General features: G+C 38.9%; 22 protein-coding genes. 14 read left to right on the top strand and 8 right to left on the bottom strand.

The genetic code is table 11. From position 1 onward, the window contains the following. The first annotated feature begins 176 nt into the window (after positions 1–176). The gene (locus GQR54_RS02375; protein WP_166376426.1) at positions 177–629 is read left to right on the top strand and encodes a transposase; all 453 of its coding nucleotides are present in this window, start codon (positions 177–179) and stop codon (positions 627–629) included. A gap of 164 nt (positions 630–793) precedes the next feature. On the opposite strand, the gene ampE is transcribed toward GQR54_RS02375, so the two are convergent. Next, the gene (gene ampE / locus GQR54_RS02370) at positions 794–1,645 is read right to left on the bottom strand and encodes a beta-lactamase regulator AmpE (RefSeq protein WP_166376425.1); all 852 of its coding nucleotides are present in this window, start codon (positions 1,643–1,645) and stop codon (positions 794–796) included. A 13-nt stretch (positions 1,646–1,658) separates the two neighbouring features. Beyond that, on the bottom strand, positions 1,659–2,213 hold the full coding sequence (ampD, locus tag GQR54_RS02365; protein ID WP_166376424.1) for a 1,6-anhydro-N-acetylmuramyl-L-alanine amidase AmpD: 555 nt from the start codon (positions 2,211–2,213) through the stop codon (positions 1,659–1,661). 326 nt (positions 2,214–2,539) lie between these two features. Here ampD and nadC point away from each other — a divergent pair, with 326 nt between their 5' ends. From nadC to yacG, 8 genes are all read left to right on the top strand, one after another. Beyond that, a complete protein-coding gene (nadC, locus tag GQR54_RS02360) occupies positions 2,540–3,391 on the top strand; it encodes a carboxylating nicotinate-nucleotide diphosphorylase (RefSeq protein WP_166376423.1) in 852 nt (283 codons plus the stop codon). A 493-nt stretch (positions 3,392–3,884) separates the two neighbouring features. Further along, entirely contained in the window at positions 3,885–4,307 is a 423-nt protein-coding gene (locus GQR54_RS02355) for a pilin (protein WP_166376422.1), read from the top strand. Positions 4,308–4,508: 201 nt separating this feature from the next. Next, the gene (locus tag GQR54_RS02350; protein WP_240918855.1) at positions 4,509–5,705 is read left to right on the top strand and encodes an O-antigen ligase family protein; all 1,197 of its coding nucleotides are present in this window, start codon (positions 4,509–4,511) and stop codon (positions 5,703–5,705) included. An 86-nt stretch (positions 5,706–5,791) separates the two neighbouring features. Next, complete coding sequence (locus GQR54_RS02345) at positions 5,792–7,021, top strand: type II secretion system F family protein (protein ID WP_166376420.1); 1,230 nt, start codon at positions 5,792–5,794, stop codon at positions 7,019–7,021. Positions 7,022–7,158: 137 nt separating this feature from the next. Further along, complete coding sequence (locus tag GQR54_RS02340; RefSeq protein ID WP_166376419.1) at positions 7,159–8,094, top strand: A24 family peptidase; 936 nt, start codon at positions 7,159–7,161, stop codon at positions 8,092–8,094. 1 nt (position 8,095) lies between these two features. Beyond that, positions 8,096–8,737 carry a dephospho-CoA kinase gene (gene coaE, locus GQR54_RS02335; protein ID WP_166376418.1) on the top strand — a complete coding sequence of 214 codons (642 nt, stop codon included), beginning with the start codon at positions 8,096–8,098 and terminating at the stop codon, positions 8,735–8,737. A 126-nt stretch (positions 8,738–8,863) separates the two neighbouring features. Continuing rightward, the gene (gene pilB / locus GQR54_RS02330; protein ID WP_166376417.1) at positions 8,864–10,540 is read left to right on the top strand and encodes a type IV-A pilus assembly ATPase PilB; all 1,677 of its coding nucleotides are present in this window, start codon (positions 8,864–8,866) and stop codon (positions 10,538–10,540) included. Positions 10,541–10,599: 59 nt separating this feature from the next. Further along, entirely contained in the window at positions 10,600–10,830 is a 231-nt protein-coding gene (gene yacG, locus GQR54_RS02325; RefSeq protein WP_007586146.1) for a DNA gyrase inhibitor YacG, read from the top strand. 72 nt (positions 10,831–10,902) lie between these two features. Here the strand turns inward: yacG and GQR54_RS02320 are convergent, their stop codons facing one another. Further along, positions 10,903–11,391, bottom strand: a complete 489-nt coding sequence (locus GQR54_RS02320) for a Spy/CpxP family protein refolding chaperone (RefSeq protein WP_166376416.1) — start codon at positions 11,389–11,391, stop codon at positions 10,903–10,905. Positions 11,392–11,556: 165 nt separating this feature from the next. On the opposite strand from GQR54_RS02320, the gene GQR54_RS02315 reads away from it, so the two are divergent. The 3 genes from GQR54_RS02315 to GQR54_RS02305 are packed head-to-tail and all read left to right on the top strand — an operon-like array spanning position 11,557 to position 14,590. After that, the gene (locus tag GQR54_RS02315) at positions 11,557–12,246 is read left to right on the top strand and encodes a response regulator (RefSeq protein ID WP_007586150.1); all 690 of its coding nucleotides are present in this window, start codon (positions 11,557–11,559) and stop codon (positions 12,244–12,246) included. After that, positions 12,224–13,639 carry an ATP-binding protein gene (locus GQR54_RS02310; RefSeq protein ID WP_024590618.1) on the top strand — a complete coding sequence of 472 codons (1,416 nt, stop codon included), beginning with the start codon at positions 12,224–12,226 and terminating at the stop codon, positions 13,637–13,639. Before GQR54_RS02315 ends, GQR54_RS02310 begins: the two co-directional genes overlap by 23 nt. Before the next feature lie 3 nt (positions 13,640–13,642). Beyond that, complete coding sequence (locus GQR54_RS02305) at positions 13,643–14,590, top strand: alpha/beta fold hydrolase (RefSeq protein WP_166376415.1); 948 nt, start codon at positions 13,643–13,645, stop codon at positions 14,588–14,590. On the opposite strand, the gene GQR54_RS02300 is transcribed toward GQR54_RS02305, so the two are convergent. Next, on the bottom strand, positions 14,550–15,416 hold the full coding sequence (locus GQR54_RS02300) for a cation diffusion facilitator family transporter (protein ID WP_166376526.1): 867 nt from the start codon (positions 15,414–15,416) through the stop codon (positions 14,550–14,552). The two genes, GQR54_RS02305 and GQR54_RS02300, sit on opposite strands and share 41 nt — an antisense overlap. Positions 15,417–15,576: 160 nt before the next feature. Here GQR54_RS02300 and trmL point away from each other — a divergent pair, with 160 nt between their 5' ends. After that, positions 15,577–16,041: a tRNA (uridine(34)/cytosine(34)/5-carboxymethylaminomethyluridine(34)-2'-O)-methyltransferase TrmL gene (gene trmL, locus GQR54_RS02295; protein WP_007582820.1), complete on the top strand. Its 465-nt coding sequence runs from the start codon at positions 15,577–15,579 to the stop codon at positions 16,039–16,041. 69 nt (positions 16,042–16,110) lie between these two features. Here the strand turns inward: trmL and gpsA are convergent, their stop codons facing one another. From gpsA to GQR54_RS02275, 4 genes are read right to left on the bottom strand one after another with little or no spacing between them, the layout of a single operon-like run. Next, positions 16,111–17,118, bottom strand: coding sequence for an NAD(P)H-dependent glycerol-3-phosphate dehydrogenase (gpsA, locus tag GQR54_RS02290; protein ID WP_007582822.1), 1,008 nt, complete (start codon positions 17,116–17,118; stop codon positions 16,111–16,113). A gap of 3 nt (positions 17,119–17,121) precedes the next feature. Continuing rightward, complete coding sequence (gene secB, locus GQR54_RS02285) at positions 17,122–17,607, bottom strand: protein-export chaperone SecB (protein WP_010553360.1); 486 nt, start codon at positions 17,605–17,607, stop codon at positions 17,122–17,124. Between the two features lie 34 nt (positions 17,608–17,641). Further along, positions 17,642–17,899 carry a glutaredoxin 3 gene (gene grxC, locus GQR54_RS02280; RefSeq protein ID WP_165740928.1) on the bottom strand — a complete coding sequence of 86 codons (258 nt, stop codon included), beginning with the start codon at positions 17,897–17,899 and terminating at the stop codon, positions 17,642–17,644. Between the two features lie 31 nt (positions 17,900–17,930). Further along, on the bottom strand, positions 17,931–18,362 hold the full coding sequence (locus tag GQR54_RS02275; protein ID WP_007376037.1) for a rhodanese-like domain-containing protein: 432 nt from the start codon (positions 18,360–18,362) through the stop codon (positions 17,931–17,933). 280 nt (positions 18,363–18,642) lie between these two features. Here GQR54_RS02275 and gpmM point away from each other — a divergent pair, with 280 nt between their 5' ends. Beyond that, positions 18,643–20,187, top strand: coding sequence for a 2,3-bisphosphoglycerate-independent phosphoglycerate mutase (gene gpmM / locus GQR54_RS02270; RefSeq protein ID WP_166376414.1), 1,545 nt, complete (start codon positions 18,643–18,645; stop codon positions 20,185–20,187). Positions 20,188–20,190: the final 3 nt, after the last annotated feature.

Here is a 20,190-nt window from a genome sequence, read left to right as displayed (position 1 = left end):
GATGTAAAATCGCGACTACGCAATATCGTAGCAGCGGATTTACCCGCGACTATTGTGCAAGTAATTACCTAAACGTAAAACACAATGCGCGATGTAAAATCGCGACTACGCAAATTTATAAAAATTGCATATGCTTTAAATTCGTGGGTCTGTGATTGCTAAAATACGGGTATGTTATGCATCGTTCATATTTATTACGAAAGGGAAGAGTATCAAAAGCAAATCACTATTACGCTATTACACTGGTTTGTCATGAGCGAAACAACCTATTCACAACCTTAATAATTAATAGAGCTATTATCAATGAAATGAGGGAATTAGAAAGAGAGCAACTGATTAAATCAAATACTTTCGTGATAATGCCAAACCATATTCATTGGTTATTACAATTATCCGATAGCGCAACATTAAGTGAGGTAATTAGAAGCTTCAAAGGACGCTCAGCCACGGTGTATAGACAATTTGGCAGACAAAAGCTTTGGCAAAAAGGGTTTTATGATCACTTAATAAGAAATACCGAAGACTTAAATAGCTGTGCTAGATACATAGTCGCAAACCCTTTGCGTGCAAATTTAATAGAAAATATTGCAGACTACCCATATTGGGATAGTATTTATCTAAACTCGTAGCAACGGGTTTACCCCGCGATATTTGGCAACTAATCTCCCAACCGAAAAACACAATACGCGATATAAAATCGCGACTACGCAATATCGTAGCAACGGGTTTACCCCGCGACATTTGGCAACTAATCTCCCAACCGAAAAACACAATGCGCGATGTAAAATCGCGACTACGATAGTCCACCAAATAATGTAAGTAGTGCTATAAGTACTAAGTAAAATAATACATTGCGCTTAACAAGCTTAATCATACAAGTGGCTTCGTAGGTACAGCCGTAATAACGCTTTTCAACTTGCTCTGCAGCAAGTGCAGTACATGTTACTACTTCTCGGTTTGGAGATTTAAAGTTAAGTACGTAACGTAGCCAACAGCTCGTGCCTTTATTAAAGTTACCTATTACTAAATAACCAAAGCTGGTAATACGTGCAGGTAACCAGTCGAGCCAAAACAATAGTTTATGTATAAGTTTAAAACGCTTAGCAAATATTACTTTATGATCTTCTCGTACTAAGTCAGCTAAAGTACGTACCAGTGCATATAAAACCGCGCCTGGCGCGCCTAAAACAACAAACCAAAAAATAACCCCGCAGTAAAATCTAAAGTTTACCCATGCCAATGTTTGCCCAAAGGTTTCGCCACCATCTTGATCATCAGTACGCTTTTGACCTATTTGCAACGCATATAAAGATGCAGCAGTACCGTCATCTCGCGTTAGGGCATTTAAGTACGACTTATATAAAGCACGCTGCTTAGCACAACCAAAGCACACTAAAAGCACCGCGATATTAATGCCCAACTGCCACAAAACAAAATCAGATAAACAATAAATTAGTGCCATCGCAATCACCGGAAGCAAAAGCCAAATTAAAAAGCCCGGTGCTGAGCTAAATAAGCCCTTATCACCAAGTAATTTATTAGAGCGATTTAAATAACCATTTGCGTAATAACTTATCTGCCAGTAATTAGACCGGGCGCCTAATCGCTCTAGTATTAATGCAATTATTATAGAAACTAAAATCATGGGAATAATTCTCTTAACTTAGTTGTTCAAGCATATTAAAAAACAATGGCCAATTAAAGCTACTGCCAGGATCTGTTTTACGCCCAGGGGCAATATCGCAATGCCCCACAATACGCGAAGAGGTTATTTTTGGGTAGCGTTGCATTATAGATTTACTAATAATAGTTAATGTTTTGTACTGTGCTAAAGAATATGGCGTGCTGTCGGTACCTTCAAGCTCAATGCCAATGCTAAAGTTATTACAAGCAGGTACCCCCTCAAACTCAGATTGGCCTGCATGCCAAGCACGCTTTTCAAAAGGCACATATTGTATAACCTCACCGGTGCGCTTTACAAAGCAATGGGCCGATACACGTAAATTCTTTAAGTCACTAAAACTCGGATGAGCATTGCAGTCGATGCTACCCATAAATAACTCATCAACGAAAGGTGTACCAAACTGCCCGGCTGGCAAAGATATATTGTGAATAACCAACAAAGAAATATCAGCCTCATCAGGGCGTTCATCAAAATGCGAACAAGGCCGCTGCGCTACCGTACTTAAAACACCGTTTAAATCTATTTTCATGATACGTTTATTATACAAATATCAAGATATACATATCGTTGATGCTAAAGGATTTGTAAAAAAAATGATAGTAACAAGCGAGGTATAAAACCTCACCTACAAATAATTCAAACCCACACGTAGGTGCGAATTTACATCCGCTCATGTAACGTAACTTTTGAAATTAAAAACGAGGTATAAAACCTCACCTATGGATAATTCAAACCCATACGTAGGTACGAATTTACTTCACGCGCTTACCTTTACATTGGCGAAAAGGCATCGCTTCTCTTTCTTTTGTAAACATAGTAAAATTTGCTTAATTTATTAACGCTTATGAGCATCCTATGTCTATTTCGCACTCCCTCATTACTCAACTTGTTACTCTTGCACTTGACGAAGATTTAAATTACCAAACCGCGCAAGAAGGCGATATTACCGCGCAGCTTATCCCTCAGAGCGAGCAAGCCAATGCAAAAGTAATCACTCGCGAAGACTGCATTTTTTGCGGGAAAGACATCATCATTGAAGTATTCAAACAAGTAGACCCAAGCGTTAAGGTTAATGTACTAATAAACGACGGCGACGCAGTTAAAGCAAACAGCACATTATTTACCGCTATTGGCTCAGCTCGTTCAATATTAACTGCCGAACGAACTGCACTTAACTTTGTACAAACTTTATCAGGCACTGCAACTACTACAGCGCATTACGTAAAAGAGTTAAGTGGTACAACTACGCAACTACTCGACACACGTAAAACAATTCCAGGTCTGCGCGCTCTTCAAAAATACGCAGTAAAATGTGGCGGGGGGGGAAATCATCGTATTGGTTTATTTGATGCTTTTTTAATTAAAGAAAATCACATAGCGGCTTGTGGCACAATAAACAAAGCCGTTGCTCAAGCTAAACAAAATCACCCAAACAAACCTGTCGAAGTAGAAGTAGAATCACTCCCAGAACTTAAACAAGCTATTGAGGCTGGCGCCGACATAATTATGCTAGACAACTTTAGCATAGAGCAAATTAAGCAAGCTGTAATTTTAACCAACAAACGTGCAAAATTAGAAGTTTCGGGCAACATGACCCTAGAAACGCTCAAAACTTATTCACAAGCGGGCGTCGATTTTATATCAAGCGGGGCGTTAACAAAAAACTTACAATCAATCGATTTATCGATGCGTTTTGAACAATTTTAAAACAAAAAACGCCGATTAATACCGCTGATTAGTTGACAAATGAAGTGGAAAAGCATTAAATAACCCAAAAGGCTTACCCTGTAACATTTTGTTAAACAATGTCGCTTTTTTAAAAGAAGATACGTGCTAAGTACTAAAATAAAATGGTATAATCGTTATGTTGTACTATTTTATTTTAAACGTTAGTCATAAATAACTAGAGCCTTTAGTCACTCTTTAATTTTTAAATACAGAATTAAAAACTAAAGAAGCTAAACTACTTACTTTATGCCTATACTATTTGTTGCTACAACGTGTAGTGATCTTAGTAAACTTTTATAGTTAGTACTAAACACAATGAATTCACATACGGCTTTTGTGTTTCATGCCCTAAAGCTAGAGTGCAATAAAATTAATCTTAAGTAAAAATGTAAAGTAAATCGATTAAATTAAGTGAGGCATTTGCCGCTTAAGTGATTTAAGTTACAAAAATCTATCCTTTAGGAGAGGAAACATGAAAACAATGACTCAAAAACAACAGGGTTTCACCCTAATTGAATTAATGATTGTAGTAGCAATCATCGGTATTCTTGCTGCAATCGCATTGCCTGCTTACTCAAACTACCAAGCAACGTCTAAATTAACTGCTGGCTTAGCTGAAATATCAGCAGGCAGAACAGGTTTTGAAATAGCAAAAAACAATGGACTTGCAACTGCACCTAATGTTACTGATATAGGTTTAAGTGCATCAACTAAAAACTGTGCTATTACTACAACAGCTACGACGATTGTTTGTACTATAGCAAATGCACCAACACAAATCTCAACTGCTGTTTTGACTTGGACTAGAAGCACTGAAGGTACTTGGACATGTGCAACCAGTGGTATTGCTGCAACAAATAAAGATCTAGCACCTAAAAGCTGCCCACAATCTTAATCATTTTTTGATTACTAAAAGCGCCTAGTTTGGCGCTTTTTTAGTGCGTAAGAATTAGCATTCATGAATATAATAAAACCATCACTCATCAGCTTGTTTTTTTTGTGTACGCTAATACCTTTAATGCCCATATTTTCCTACGATTACCATAATCACCAACGCATAATTCAAATAGCGTTGTTACTTTTCACAAGCCTTCTAATGCTTACAGCTTTTTTAAGTAATAAAGAGCCTACTTTTAAGCTGACACTAGACAAGAAAAATACAGCTTCATATTCAATTTTTATCTTTTGTGGTTGCTTATCTGCATTGGTGAGTATGGAACAAGGCTTTAGTCTGCTGTACACGTTTCATATAAGCTTACTTATTTTAACTATGTATTACGTAAGTACTATAGATAATAAAAAATCTGTTTTATTTATTATTTATGCATTATTGATAACTCATACAAGCTTAATCCTAATATGCCTACTCAATATTATGTTTACACTTTCTGAGCAACAACCTTTAAATCCATACATAATTTACTCTGGATTTATTAACATTCGCTTTTTTAATCAAGTACAGGTGTTTGTTCTTCCATTTTTGGTGCTACTCCTAAAGTTTAAAAGCATTCAGCGTGTTGTATTTACTATTTTGTTTTTAAACTTATTACTTATATTTATTGGGCAAGCTCGTGGGGCTTTACTCTCATTTTTAGCTTTCTCCATTTTTGCTCTTGCTTTAAAAACTACATTAAAAAAACAAGTACTTATCGGATTAGCTTGCTTTGTTTTAAGTTGTATTACTTTTTATGCTCTAGATTCGTTAAATAAAGGAGGGGCCGAAATACTACGCACGTCCACCTCGGGCCGTATTGATTTATGGTTTAATACTATTTCAAGCCTATCTTTAAAGCATTTATTTATAGGCAATGGTCCTGGAGTGTTTGAAATGTCACTTGGCAGCTCAGCTCCTTTTAGCCATCCTCATAATTCGTTAATTGAAATTTTAAATGAATGGGGTCTTATCGCTCTTATATCTATTTTAGCAGTTGTTTGTACAACCTTTAAAAAAGCTATAACACATTTGAAATGTCATAAAAAAGATATCATTACTGAAAGTCTCTTTTATTCTTTTGCTATAGGAATTACATACTCACTATTTTCTGGTGTGCATGTAATGCCGGTTTCGCAAACACTCTTATTTATCATGTGGGGGTTGCTACTTGGAAGAATTAATAAAAAAAACAACCAAAGCCTTACCATAAATAAATACTTAAAAGCTTTAATAGCCATTTTATTTATTTTTGCATGGTGCCTTTACTTACAAAAAGCGATAAATATTTATAATAATATTGATCCTGATAAAGGATATATTTACGGGCCTAGGTTTTGGTCTGTAGGGCAACGATTTTAAAACGCTCAACTTTTCTACCAAGAATCATTAGTTTAAGTTATGCTTGTAATAATAACATGTAAACCAAATTCAGCTGGGTACTCTCAATGGCAATAAAACAAAAAGATAAAGGCCTCGATACTTTTCAGTGGGTAGGTGTGAGTGCGCGAGGGAAGAAACTTGAAGGCGAGCTTACCGGGAATAGTATTGCATTAGTAAAAGCTCAGCTTCGCAAACAAGGCATCACGCCATCAAAAGTAAAGCGAAAGGCAAAGCCATTATTTGGCATCCAAAGTGTCCAAAAAATAACGCCAAAAGATATCGCACTAGTTACTCGCCAAATTGCGACCATGCTAATGGCAGGAGTACCGTTAATACAGTCTATTGAAATGATTGGCACTGGCTCGACCAATAAAAGTGTCGCCAAATTAATGGAAACTATTGCGGATGAAGTTAAAGCAGGCCAACCACTATCAACCGCACTAAGAAAACATCCCCGCTATTTTGATGATTTATACTGTGACTTAGTCGCATCGGGCGAGCAATCAGGTGCGCTTGATAGAATATTTGATCGTGTCGCTATTTATAAAGAAAAATCTGAAGCACTAAAATCAAAAATTAAAAAAGCAATGTTTTACCCTATGTCAGTATTAGTTATTGCAGGTATTGTAACCTCAATATTATTAATATTTGTAGTACCTCAGTTTCAAGATATTTTTGCAGGGTTTGGCGCGGAGCTTCCTGCATTTACTTTGTTTGTTATTGGTATATCAGAATTTATGCAAGCGTATTGGTGGGTAATACTAATAGCTATAATTGCTTTCGGTTATACTTTTAAAGAAGCTAAACTGAGGAGTTTAAAACTTAGAGACGCTACTGACAGAGCAATACTAAAACTCCCTGTGATCGGTATGATTTTAAATAAAGCAGCAGTTGCTCGCTATGCACGAACTCTTTCGACTACGTTTGCTGCTGGTGTGCCGTTGGTTGATGCGCTTGATTCTGCAGCAGGAGCCTCTGGTAATGCTGTTTACCGATATGCCATTTTAGATATTAAGGCAGAGGTTAGCTCAGGTAATCAGATGAACTGGGCAATGCGCAACTCAAAAATATTCCCTGATATGGTAATACAAATGGTCGCGATTGGTGAGGAGTCTGGCTCACTAGATGGCATGCTCGCGAAAGTGGCTACTATTTACGAGCAAGAAGTCGATGATGCAGTAGATGGCCTTTCAAGCTTGCTTGAGCCACTTATTATGGCTGTACTTGGTGTACTTGTTGGTGGTTTAATTATCGCGATGTACTTACCTATTTTCCAATTAGGTTCTGTAATTTAATTCCTTTGGAAAAATATAAGAAACCTTGCGATTTTAAAGGGACGCACATGTAGCAGCGATTTTATATCGCGTTCTCCTAATTTTATATCGCGTCGTCCTAAGTGTGTTATTAAAGAATTTTAGTTTTAGGTAAACAAATGCAAAGTATTATAGAAGTAATGCAAAGCCAATTATGGTTTTATTTAACCTCGATTGGCTTAATTAGTTTATGTATTGGTAGCTTTTTAAATGTGGTTATCTATCGTTTACCATTAATGATGCAGCGCGAGTGGCAAAGTGAATGCCGTATATTGCTAGATGACGAGCTTAAAAAAAACAACTCGAACTCGGATAGCTCTAAACCAGGTAATTCGAAGCCTGATAGTTCTAACCCAAACATCAACGAGCCTTTTAACTTAGTAAAACCCAATTCTACCTGCCCTAAATGCAAAACTGCCATTAAGCCTTGGCAGAATATTCCTATTATTAGTTGGTTAGCACTTAAAGGTAAATGTGCAAGCTGCAGTAACCCTATTTCGGCTCGATACCCTGCTGTAGAGCTAATTACTGCCCTATTAAGTTTAATTGTTGCCTATAGTTTTGGTGCGACCGAGCAAGCCCTTTTATATATTTTTGTAACGTGGATTTTAGTAGCACTAACCTTTATTGATATTGACCACATGCTGCTGCCAGATCAACTTACACTTCCGCTTGTATGGCTTGCACTTATTGCCTCAGTAATGGGTTACACAATTACACCAACCGATGCCATTATTGGTGCGGCTTGTGGCTATTTAAGCTTGTGGAGCGTGTTTTGGTTATTTAAGTTACTAACCGGAAAAGAAGGCATGGGTTATGGCGATTTTAAATTGCTTGCTGTATTTGGTGCTTTGCTTGGCTGGCAGTCATTACTTACTATTATTCTGCTTTCGAGCGTAGTGGGTGCCATTATAGGTATTGCACTGCTGAGCATACAAGGTAAAGACAAAGCGACCCCTATCCCTTTTGGGCCTTATTTAGCGATTGCTGGCTGGATTGCAATGCTTTGGGGCAACCAAATTCAAGGCGCTTATTTTAATTTAATTGGTTATTAAAATGAGTGAGCAAATTACTAAAGTTAACAGCTGGGTATTAGGTTTAACAGGTGGTATTGGCTGTGGTAAAACGGCCATCAGTAACATGTTTGAAGAGCTTGATATTACAATAGTTGATGCCGATATAATTGCGCGTGAAGTAGTACTCCCAAATAGCAAAGGGCTAAGAGCGATTACCCAACACTTTGGTGAGGATATTTTATTGCCTGATGGCACATTAAATAGAGCAGAACTACGCGCAAAAATATTTACTAACAACAATGACAAAGAATGGCTTAATGCGTTACTGCACCCTCTTATACGGATAAAAATACTAAACGATTTAAATAGCGCAGCAAGCCCTTATGTTGTTTTAGTAGCGCCTTTATTGTTTGAAAACAACCTTGATAAATATTGCGACCATACCTTACTTATTGACGTACCAACCTCTGTACAAATAGCGCGTACAGCAAAACGCGACAGCACAAGTATTGAGCAAGTTAAAAGTATTATTGCCTCGCAAATGTCACGCGTCGATAAACAGCAAAAAGCGGATGATATTTTAAATAATGACCGTAGTTTAAACCTAGTGCATATAGAGCTTGTTGATCTACATAAAAAGTACCTACAATATGCATTACGCAACAAAACTAACTCACTTTAATACTGTCTTAACTCACACGAACTCGTATTTTAGTTAGTAAAATCACAACAAAGAATGAAAGGTGATGTAATCACCTTCTTTTTTCTGATAAATTGCTTACTATTGAAGGAATAAAACAGGTGCGCAATGAATATTAACTCACCGTTATTGAGAAAATTTATAACCCTTGGCCGCATTGATGCCGACACGGTTAAAAACAAACAAAATGAATTTGCCTCAACAGCTGAGCTTATTTCTAAATGTGGAAAAATCGATAGTAAAGATTTAGCTGAACAATGTATTGATTTGTTTCGCGTACCTTATTTTGATTTAAAAGATTTTGACCCTACAAAAATTCCAGCCGATCTCGTAAAAGAAAAACTTATACGTAAACATCACATTTTGCCGCTTGTTCAAAAAGATCGAAAAGTTTATATAGCAGCATCCGACCCAACAGATTATGGCGCATTTGAAAACTTTGAGTTTAGTACCGGTCTATCATGCGAAGTTGTTGCTGTTGATTATATTCAACTCGATGCCAAAATTGAGCAGTTACTAGATGCTGCTGGCAGCTTAAATTTAACTGATGACGAGTTTCAAGAATTTGCTGACTTAGACTCAGAAAGCCAAAGAGATACAGCACCACAAGATGATGATAAAGATGATGCGCCTATCATCGTTTACATCAACAAAATTTTAATGGATGCCATTAAAAAAGGGGCGTCTGATTTACACTTTGAACCGTATGAGCACAAGTACCGTATTCGCTTTCGTATTGATGGCATTTTGCATGAAGTGGCAAGCCCACCTAATACATTAGCAACCAAGCTTTCTGCGCGTATTAAAGTAATGTCGCGACTCGATATTGCCGAAAAACGCAAACCGCAAGATGGCCGTATAAAACTAAAAATTACTGAACGCAAAAGTATCGACTTTCGTGTAAGTACCATGCCTACCTTGTGGGGCGAAAAAATAGTAATGCGTATCCTTGATTCATCAAGCGCTATGTTAGGCATTGATGTATTAGGCTATGAGCCTGAGCAGAAAAAGCTCTATATGGATGCACTTGCCCAGCCTCAAGGGATGATATTGGTAACAGGGCCAACGGGTTCTGGTAAAACAGTATCGCTATACACAGGTTTAAATATATTAAACCAGCCAGAGCGCAATATTAGTACTGCGGAAGATCCGGTTGAGATTAACCTTGAAGGTGTAAACCAAGTACAAATTAACATTAAAGCCGATATGACTTTTGCCAATGCACTGCGTGCATTTTTACGTCAAGATCCTGATGTAGTTATGGTAGGTGAAATACGTGACCTAGAAACCGCAGAAATATCAATAAAAGCGGCGCAAACAGGTCACTTGGTTTTATCAACATTGCATACAAACTCAGCACCGGAAACAATCACCCGTTTATTAAATATGGGTGTGCCGGCTTATAACGTAGCAAGTTCAATTAGCTTAATTATAGCGCAGCGTTTAGCACGTCGTTTATGCCCTAAATGTAAAACGCCAGAACAACTTCCGAGTGAAGAACTAGTTCGCCAAGGATTTAGCGCCAAGCAAATTGAAGAAATGACGTTATATACGCCCAAAGGGTGTGATAGCTGTACCGATGGTTATAAAGGTCGTGTTGGTATTTACGAAGTAATGCAAATTACCCCTGAAATTGCCCAAATTATTATGCGCGGTGGTAACTCACTTGAAATAGCTGATGTTTCCCTTAAAGCTGGGTTTAATAATTTACGATTATCGGGTTTGCGTAAAGCCGCTGATGGTTTAACGTCGCTCGCTGAAATAAACCGCGTCACTAATATGTAAATATATGGCTCTGAGTTATTGTTCTTAGAGCTATAAAGCAAAATTGTAGAGAGTAAAGTATGCCAACTATTGTAAACTGCCCAACCTGTAAAACTAAAGTTGAGTGGTCAGAGCAAAGCCCATTTCGCCCGTTTTGCTCAAAACGCTGTCAGCTAATTGATTTAGGTGAATGGTCGTTTGAAAATAACAGAATTTCTGCACCAATCACGTCCGCAGAAGAGTTTAGCCAAGACATGATTGAAGATATTGAAGCTATGCTGGCTAAAAATGAAGATGACTTTTTTAAGTAATTTATCTTCATTATGCCCTAAATACGAAAACCAGCATTAAGCTGGTTTTTTAGTATTTACAAAAAAGTATAATTAACTTTTTTGTTTACGGTGCTTTTTATTCATACGCTTTTGCATTTTAGCAAATTTCTCTTTTTGCTCAGCGTTAAGTACTTGCATTACTTGGTGTTGCGTTTTTAGTTTAATTAAACCAAATTGCTCACCTTTTTCATGACGTTCATTTAATAGCTCTTTTGCTGCATTTTCGTCAAATGTTGCAGCCGAAAGTAACGCATCCATTTTAGCTTTGTGCGCTTCACGCATCGCTTTACGGGCTTCTTTATCGTCACCACGTAATGCTTTCATTTGTGTTTTTTGCGCTTCAAAAATAGCCTTTAGCTTAGTTTGCTGCTCATCTGTTAAGCTTAATTTTTCAACGCCGCGATCAGAAAGTAAAAAACGAGCTTGAGAATGGCCTTGTTTATGTCCGTCGCCTTTAGCTAATACGCTACCAGCACCAAGCGTTGCTGTTGCTAAGCCACAGATAAGTACTAATTTTGAAAGTGTGTTTAATTTAGTCATAATCATTACCTTAATATTGGGTTGGTTGTGGCTGCTAAGCCAGTGAGTTAACTATACCTAACTCAATGCAAAGTAACGCAAAGCAGTGTAAAGGTTGTGTAAAGATTCACCTTTGCACTATTTAGCGGGTAAAATAACGCTATAAACAACTCTAAGGGTTTGTAAATGAAACTATTAATGATTGATGACGATACTGGTCTTTGCGAGCTATTAAGTGAGTATTTAACTGCCCAAGGGTTTGAAATACAAAGCGTACACGACGGTGAGCAGGGCCTTAAACTAGCACAAGCAAATGACTACGCCCTTATATTGCTAGATGTAATGTTACCAACGCTTGATGGTTTTGAAGTACTTAAACAACTTAGGCAAACAAAACTCACACCGGTCATAATGCTTACTGCAAAAGGTGAAGACTTTGACCGTATTTTTGGCCTAGAGCTAGGCGCTGATGATTATATTCCAAAGCCTTTTAATCATCGTGAATTACTAGCCCGCGTAAAAGCAATAACACGCCGTATAGAGCACATTAATAGCTTAAATGCAGCTACAACGAGTAAGTTACTCGTTAATGGTATTACTGTTAACCTTGCAGCGCGAGAGGCCTCAATCGACGGCTCTACACTAACCCTTACCGGTACAGAGTACGAAATACTCACGCTATTGTGTAAAAATGCAGGCGAAGTTGTTAGTAAAGAGCAAATTAGCGAAGAAGTGCTAGGCAGGCGCTTAGCTTCTTTTGATCGCTCTATCGATATGCATGTAAGTAATATCCGTAAAAAAATAGCTGAGCATATTCCAGGTGAGCGAATTAAAACAATGCGAGGTACGGGTTATGTCTTTATCCAAGGCGAATAAAAGCACTTACTTTGCTTGGTTAAAACATCCTGGGCACTACCTGTTTTTTAAAGTATTTATTTGGTTTTGGTTAACTATAATCGGCACCGTAGCAGCGCTTATATTTTTAAGTAATATAACCGCTATTAATGCGGTATCTAACGAGCCACTTTATGGCCCGATGAAAAAAAACCTAATATACACCGCCAAAAGTATTGAGCGCACTGCTATTAAACATAAGCGCAGCCTAAGCGAAGTATTAGTACACCCTCGCCTATCAAAGCGTAAACTTTTATACTTAAGCGCAGCTCAAAGCGAGGACTCTCTTAGTAGTAAAGAGGTGCCAGAGAGCATCGATTTAAGTTTATTAAACTTCACTCAAAATATGTCACCGCAAATTATTTTCACTGAAAAATATCAAGCCTTCGGCCCTGTTAATATAAACGTGCCTGAAGGGAGTTTTTATCTTTACGAAATAGATATTAACCATCAACCACCGCTAATAATGCGCTTTAAGCTTATGCCTAATTGGATGAAAATAGTCATCGCAATTGTTGCCTCTCTTATTTTAAGCTTTGTATTTAGCCGGAACTTAATAGCCCCTATAAATAGCCTTAAAAAAGCGGCAATTAAACTATCAGCGGGTAACCTAAGCGCAAGAGCCGACATTTCTGTAAACCGAAAAGATGAGCTAGGAATACTAGGGCGAGATTTTAACAGCATGGCTAATCAGTTAGAGCTTTTAATTAGTTCACAAAAACGCTTATTAGCCGACATATCACATGAATTACGATCGCCTCTTACACGTTTAAAAATGGCTACCGGACTTGCACAAATGCAAGCTAACGACGCTAGCCAATCGTATTTATTACGCATAGAAAAAGAAGCTAACCAACTCGATAAAATGATTGCCGACGTGCTGCAAGTTTCTCGCTTAGAAGCAAAAAGCCAAGCGCTTTCACTGCAAAAACAATCATTACAAATAATTGTAGATCACGTTATTAACGATGCGCAGTTTGAAGCAAAACAAAATAATAAGCAGCTAAATATAGTGGGCGCTGTAGACGTAAACATTAATTGCGACGAAGGCCTTATTGCCAGTGCGCTTGAAAACCTATTACGCAACGCTATTAAATACGCAAATAATACAATTAGCATTACTCTAAAGCATGCTGATGCCATTTATATAGAAATATGTGACGATGGCTCTGGTGTGCCAGATGATCAACTGAGCAAGCTTTGCGAGCCCTTTTTTAGACAGTCAGATGCGCGGGATCGCGTAAGTGGTGGCACGGGTTTAGGTCTTGCGATTGCTAAAAATGCTATTACTGCGCATGGCGGCAGTTTAGTATTATCAAATAAAGAACTAGGTGGCTTGTGTGCTAATATAACCTTGCCATTAATAAAAGAGTAAACCATGTTTTATAGTAGTGAGCGTGAGCTTAAAAGTAATCAAATAACAATTAATAACTTTTATAAAAACACGCTAATTAAAGCTTATTTAGATACGCCTAACGGGCAATTATTTTATGCTTATGCCATACCTGAAAAAGCTCAAATTGCCATTGTTATCAGTTCGGGGCGCCTTGAGGGGTTAGATAAATATAAAGAATTGTTGTGGGAGCTTTGTAATAATAATTTTGCCGTGTTCATAGTCGACCACCAAGGACAAGGCCGCTCTTATCGCCACTTAATAAATAAGCATAAAGGCCACGTTAATCAATTTAACGATTACAGTGCCGATCTAAACTTATTTAATAAACACGTTGTGGATACTTATTGGCAGGGCAAAAAAGTGTTAGTGAGTCATTCAATGGGCGGCGCTATTGCTTTTGATTACCTTGCGCATTTTGAACACAATTTTAGTGGCGCGTTTTTATCAGCCCCGATGCTTGATATTTACACAAAAAACACACCAAAACCTTTAGCTAAATTAATAGCCAGTACCGCTACCCTTTTGGGTCAAAAAGACAACTACGCGCTAGGGCAAACCGATTATATACCCGATGAGTTTGCTACAAATGTATTAACCAGCAGTCCAGTGCGTTACGAGCTATTTAGGCAAACATATAAAGAAGAGCCATTACTACAGCTCGGCGGTGTTACTTACGGCTGGCTAAATGCGACATTTGCATTTATAACTTCGATGGATAGCTTAAGCGTGACTATCCCACTTTATATTGCCAGTGCGCAAAACGACGAAGTAGTCGATAACAATGCCCAATATAAATTAGCAAACAGACACGCAAATACAGTACTTAAAAGCTTTGAAGGCGCTAAACACGAACTGTTTTTTGAACGTGATGAAATACGCCAGCCATTGCTTAAAAGTTTGTATCAGTTTTGTGAGTCGGTGACGGCTTAGCAAGTACCGACAAAGGGTCGAGGTGGATCAGTATATCTACCTCAGACTCAAAACGTTCTTTAAGCATTGACTCCACTTCATCAGCTACGTTATGAGCACGTATTAAACTTAAATGATCATCAAGCTCTAAGTGCATTTGGATAAACTTAACTTTTCCGCCTTGACGAGTACGAATGTCATGTACGCCGTGTACATCTGCATGGGCTCTGGCTATATCAAATATGCTTTGCTTTTCATCATCTGGCAGCTCTTTATCCATTAAATGATCGGCGCTATCGCGAGCAATATCCCAACTGTTATAAAGCAAATAACCTGCTACACCTATCGCAAAAACAGGATCTGCATACAAAACACCATAATAAGCTAACAAAATAGCTAATAGCACAGCGGCATTTAATATTAAATCACCTTTGTAATGTACTGAGTCGGCTTTTATAGCAATTGAATCGGTATACTTAACCACCTTGTTTTGTACAAATACAATCACCAGCGTACACGCAATAGCAAAAATACTTACCCATACACCTAATAAAGAATGGCTTAACTGTATAGGATTAAATAAACGCTCAATACCATGAAAAGCAAGTAGGCAACCTGAGCCTGCAATAAACGCAGCTTGCCCTAATCCGGCAAGTGCTTCGGCTTTACCGTGTCCAAACCGGTGATCGTCATCGGCTGGGCGCAGTGCGTAACCTAAAACTAAAAAGCTCATAGCGGTAGCTGTTATATCCATTAACGAATCCGTTAACGAGCCAAGCATTGAGGCCGAGCCCGAAGCAAGCCACGCCCATGTTTTTGCGCCAATCATTAAACTAACCATTACCATGGTAACAATGCTGGAAGTTTTAACCCAAAATTCGTAGCTACGGTTATGCACGCTTTAATCCGATAATTAGGAGTACTCAATAGTGTGAGTATATCATTTTTTTGAAGGGTTTCGTGTATACTGAAAATCGTTAAACTACAGATTATTTAAAAGGCTCACTATGCTGGATATTGTTTTATACCAACCTGAAATCCCACCTAATACAGGTAATATTATTCGTCTGTGCGCAAATACGGGCTATGCACTGCATTTAATTGAGCCGTTAGGTTTTGAATGGGACGACAAACGAGTAAAGCGTGCTGGCCTTGATTACCACGAATTTAGCCATGTTCAACGCCATGCTTCTTTTGAAGATTACCTTGAGAAGTGCAAACCTAAAAAAATATATGCATGTACAACCAAAGGCAGTCAATTTCACCATGAAGCTAGTTACGAAGCTGGCGATTGCCTAGTTTTTGGGCCTGAAACTCGCGGCCTGCCGGATGATATGATCCAAGCACTGCCAAAAGAGCAGCGTGTGCGTATTCCTATGCAAGCCAATAGCCGCAGCATGAACTTGTCAAACGCAGTAGCTGTGTTTGTCTACGAATCGTGGCGCCAGTTGGGTTTTCCTAACGCGCAGTAAATAGCTTTGAGCTAAACAACAAAAAACCGACATAACGTCGGTTTTTTAGTTTTATAAACGCTTATAAAATTATTCAGAACGTTGCTCTCGGCCTAATAGCGCCATTGCAGCTTCTTTCATATCTTTATTTTCATAAAGCACTTTATAAATTTGCTCGGTAATCGGCATTTCTACACCGCTACGTTGCGCTAATAAATACACTTCTTTGGTATTTCTAAAGCCTTCAACTACTTGGCCAATAGACTCAATAGCAGCATCGACGCTTTCGCCTTTACCTAGTGCTAAACCAAATCGACGATTACGAGATTGGTTGTCGGTACAGGTGAGTATTAAATCACCAAGACCCGCCATTCCCATAAAAGTTTCTGGTTTTGCGCCCAAAGCACAGCCTAATCGCGTTAATTCAGCAAGACCACGAGTGATCAACGCAGTACGCGCATTAGCACCAAAACCAACACCGTCCGAAATACCGGCACCAATGGCAATTACATTCTTAACCGCGCCACCAAGCTGTATACCAATAAAATCATCATTGTTATAAACACGGAATGAGCGACCACAATGAAGTAAATCAGCGAGCTGCTGAGCAAACTCTGGTGACGTAGAAGACACTGAAATAGCTGTAGGTGAACCCATTGCCATTTCTTTTGCAAATGTAGGACCCGACAGTACCGCAAGCGGAATATCATCACCCAATTCTTGCAAAGCCACTTCTTGTAACAAACGTCCAGTATTAGGCTCAAGCCCTTTAGTTGCCCACGCTACTTTAGCACCGTCTTGCAATGCAGGTTTGATCTGCGCAAGTGTGTCGCCAAAAGCATGGCTTGGCACAACAACAAGTACAATAGCGCTGCTAGCAACGGCATGTTGTAAGTTAGCTTCAAGAGTAAGAGTATCTGGAAAAGGAGCATCAGGTAAGTAACGTTGATTTTTCCGCTCAGCTGCAAGCGTGGCAACGTCGTCGCTATTTCTTCCCCAAAGTGTCACGTGGTGACCATTTCGGGCTAAACAAATAGCAAGGGCGGTGCCGTAAGACCCCGCCCCTAATACAGTAACAGCTGTAGTTGCTGTACTCATAAGTTATGCGTCTGCTGAAGCCTGGTCAGCTTGCGCAGTACGTTGTTGCATGTATTGTGCAAATAACGCATCAAAATTAACTGGCGCAAGGTTAAGCTGTGGGAAAGTACCACGGTTAACAAGGTTTGAAACAGCTTCACGTGCATATGGGAACAACACGTTAGGACAAAATGCACCTAGCATGTGCGCAAGTTGCACTTCTTCAACTTCAGCAATAGTAAAAATACCTGCTTGTTGAATTTCACATAAGAACGCAGTTTCTTCACCAAGAGAAGCGGTTACAGTTAGCGCTAAAACAACTTCAAATACACCTTCGTCTAGTTTATTAGAGCGTGTATCTAGGTCTAGCTTAACTTCTGGCGTCCATTCTTTTTGAAAAATAGCCGGAGAGTTTGGCGTTTCAAACGATACATCTTTAGTGTAAATACGTTGAATAGTAAATTGTGCGCCGGCTTCTGCAGCTGCTACGTTTTGATTTTCTTCGTTCATTGTTATTCCTAACTTGTTCGTTATTATAATTAAATTAAGCGTTTAGCTTAGCGTCAAGTTTACCTTGCGCTTCAATAGCCATCATGTCGTCGCAGCCACCGATATGTTCATCATTAATAAAAATTTGCGGTACTGTGCTTGCACCACCAGCTTTAGTAATCATTTCGGCACGTAGCTCTGGTTGTACACCAATATCATAATTAGTGTATTCAACGCCTTTGCTATTTAAAAGCGAAAGAGCACGCTGACAAAATGGACAATACGCCTTAGTGTATAAAACAACATTACTCATAATAAATCCTCTATCGGCCTAGCTAAACTGATTAGCGACCTGTTGTAGTTGGTAAGCTGGCAGATTGCCACGCACCCATGCCACCTGCTAATAAGTAAACTCGTTCAAAACCAGCTTTACTCATAGCGGCTGCAGTACCTTGGGCAGTCATACCTGTAGTACATACAACTATAATGGGTTTAGTCTTGTACTTTTCAAGGCTTGAAAAGTCAGATTTTTTCGCATTCTCTGGGCTTAAGTGCTCAGCGCCAGAAATACGTCCTGCATTAAACTCTTTTTGTGCACGTATATCGATTACTTGGCCGTCATCACGGTTTATAAGTAACGTAAGCTGCTGAGGATTTATTTGACGAACAGCTGAAAACTTACTTTTTATCCAGCCACTAACAATAAGGAAAACAATACCAACCCAAGCAAGGCTTAAAATGGGATGATTTGTAATAAATTCAATATATTGATCCATTCTACTTCCACTATGAAATTATGTTTTAAAACGTGATGTTTTAAGGATTTTGTACTTTAGCCACGCAAGTATACCCAAACCAACCTAAAATGCGAGTTTAGGAGTACTTAGAAGCGTTTAAAAAACGATAAAGCCCCCCATATATAAAGTAAGTGAAAAAAATTAATATCTTGTTTTCAATGCTGATCCTAGCTTAAAAACACGGTATGCTAAAACCACGCTAATAAACCTTTTTAGGTGCACAGTATCCATCAACAGATACTAATTTTCAGGAGCTATTATGACAGAGCATAAAAAACCACTGGTATTAATGATTTTAGACGGTTGGGGATACCGCGAAGATACGCAGAGCAATGCCATTCTTGCAGCTAACACACCGGTATTAGACAATTTATGGGCAACACGCCCTCACACATTAATATCAGCTTCGGGTTTAGATGTGGGTCTTCCTGATGGCCAAATGGGTAACTCTGAAGTTGGCCATGTAAACTTAGGTGCTGGGCGCATTGTTTATCAAGATTTTACTCGTATCACCAAAGCAATTAACGATGGCGAATTTGACTCAACACCAGCCCTAGTTGAAAACATAGATAAAGCGGTAAGTGCAGGAAAAGCAGTTCACATAATGGGTCTTTTAAGCCCAGGTGGCGTACATAGTCACGAAGATCACATTGTTGCTAGTATAAAACTGGCTGCAAAACGTGGCGCTAAAGAAGTTTACTTTCATGGCTTTTTAGATGGCCGCGACACACCTCCACGTAGCGCTAAAGCATCAATCGAACGTATTGAAGCATTGTTTAGCGAACTTAAATGCGGTCGTTTAGCGTCACTTGTTGGTCGCTACTACGCAATGGACAGAGACAACCGCTGGAACCGAGTAGAAAAAGCTTACAATGTAATTGCATTAGCCGAAGGCGACTTTAATTTTGATAACGGCGTAGAGGCACTTAATGCAGCATACGAGCGCGACGAAAACGATGAGTTTGTAGCTGCTACAACTATTACACCAACAGGTGCAGAGCCAGCCGAAATTAACGATGGCGACACTCTAATTTTTGCCAACTTTAGAGCAGACAGAGCCCGCGAAATTACTCGCGCTTTTGTTGAGCCTGATTTTGATGGATTCGCAAGAAAAAGAACACCAAAGCTTAGCGCATTTGTAATGATGACAGAGTACGCAGCTGATATAGATGCCCCTGTTGCCTTTGGTTCAACACCGTTAGTAAATGTACTTGGTGAATGGTTTGAAAAAAATAACAAAACACAGCTTCGTATTTCAGAAACCGAAAAATACGCACACGTTACGTTTTTCTTTAGTGGCGGTCGCGAAAGCGAATTTGAAGGTGAAACACGCGAACTAATTCCTTCGCCGCAAGTTGCAACTTACGACTTACAACCTGAAATGAACTCAGAAATGTTAACCGATAAACTCGTAGAAGCAATTAAAAGCGGAAAATACGATGCTATTATTTGTAACTACCCTAACGGCGATATGGTTGGTCACTCAGGTGTATTTGAAGCTGCTGTTAAAGCTTGTGAAGCTGTAGATAGCTGTATCGGACGTGTTGTTGATGCACTTGAAGAGTTTGGTGGTGAAGCACTAATAACAGCCGATCATGGTAATGCTGAGCAGATGGCTGATCTTAAAACAGGCCAAGCGCATACTGCCCACACTAGTGAACCGGTACATTTTATATATGTTGGTCGCGATGCAGAGCCTATGCAAGGTAAAGCATTAAGCGATGTAGCCCCTACAATGCTTCACTTAATGGGCATGGAGCAACCAAGCGAAATGACTGGTACGCCTATCATGATGTTGAAATAACAC

Source organism: Pseudoalteromonas sp. Z9A4 (assembly GCF_011378845.1).
In the GTDB taxonomy this organism is placed as follows: Bacteria; Pseudomonadota; Gammaproteobacteria; order Enterobacterales; family Alteromonadaceae; genus Pseudoalteromonas; species Pseudoalteromonas arctica.
Note: the sequence above shows the minus strand (reverse complement) of the source record. Positions and strands in the feature narration are given on the sequence as shown.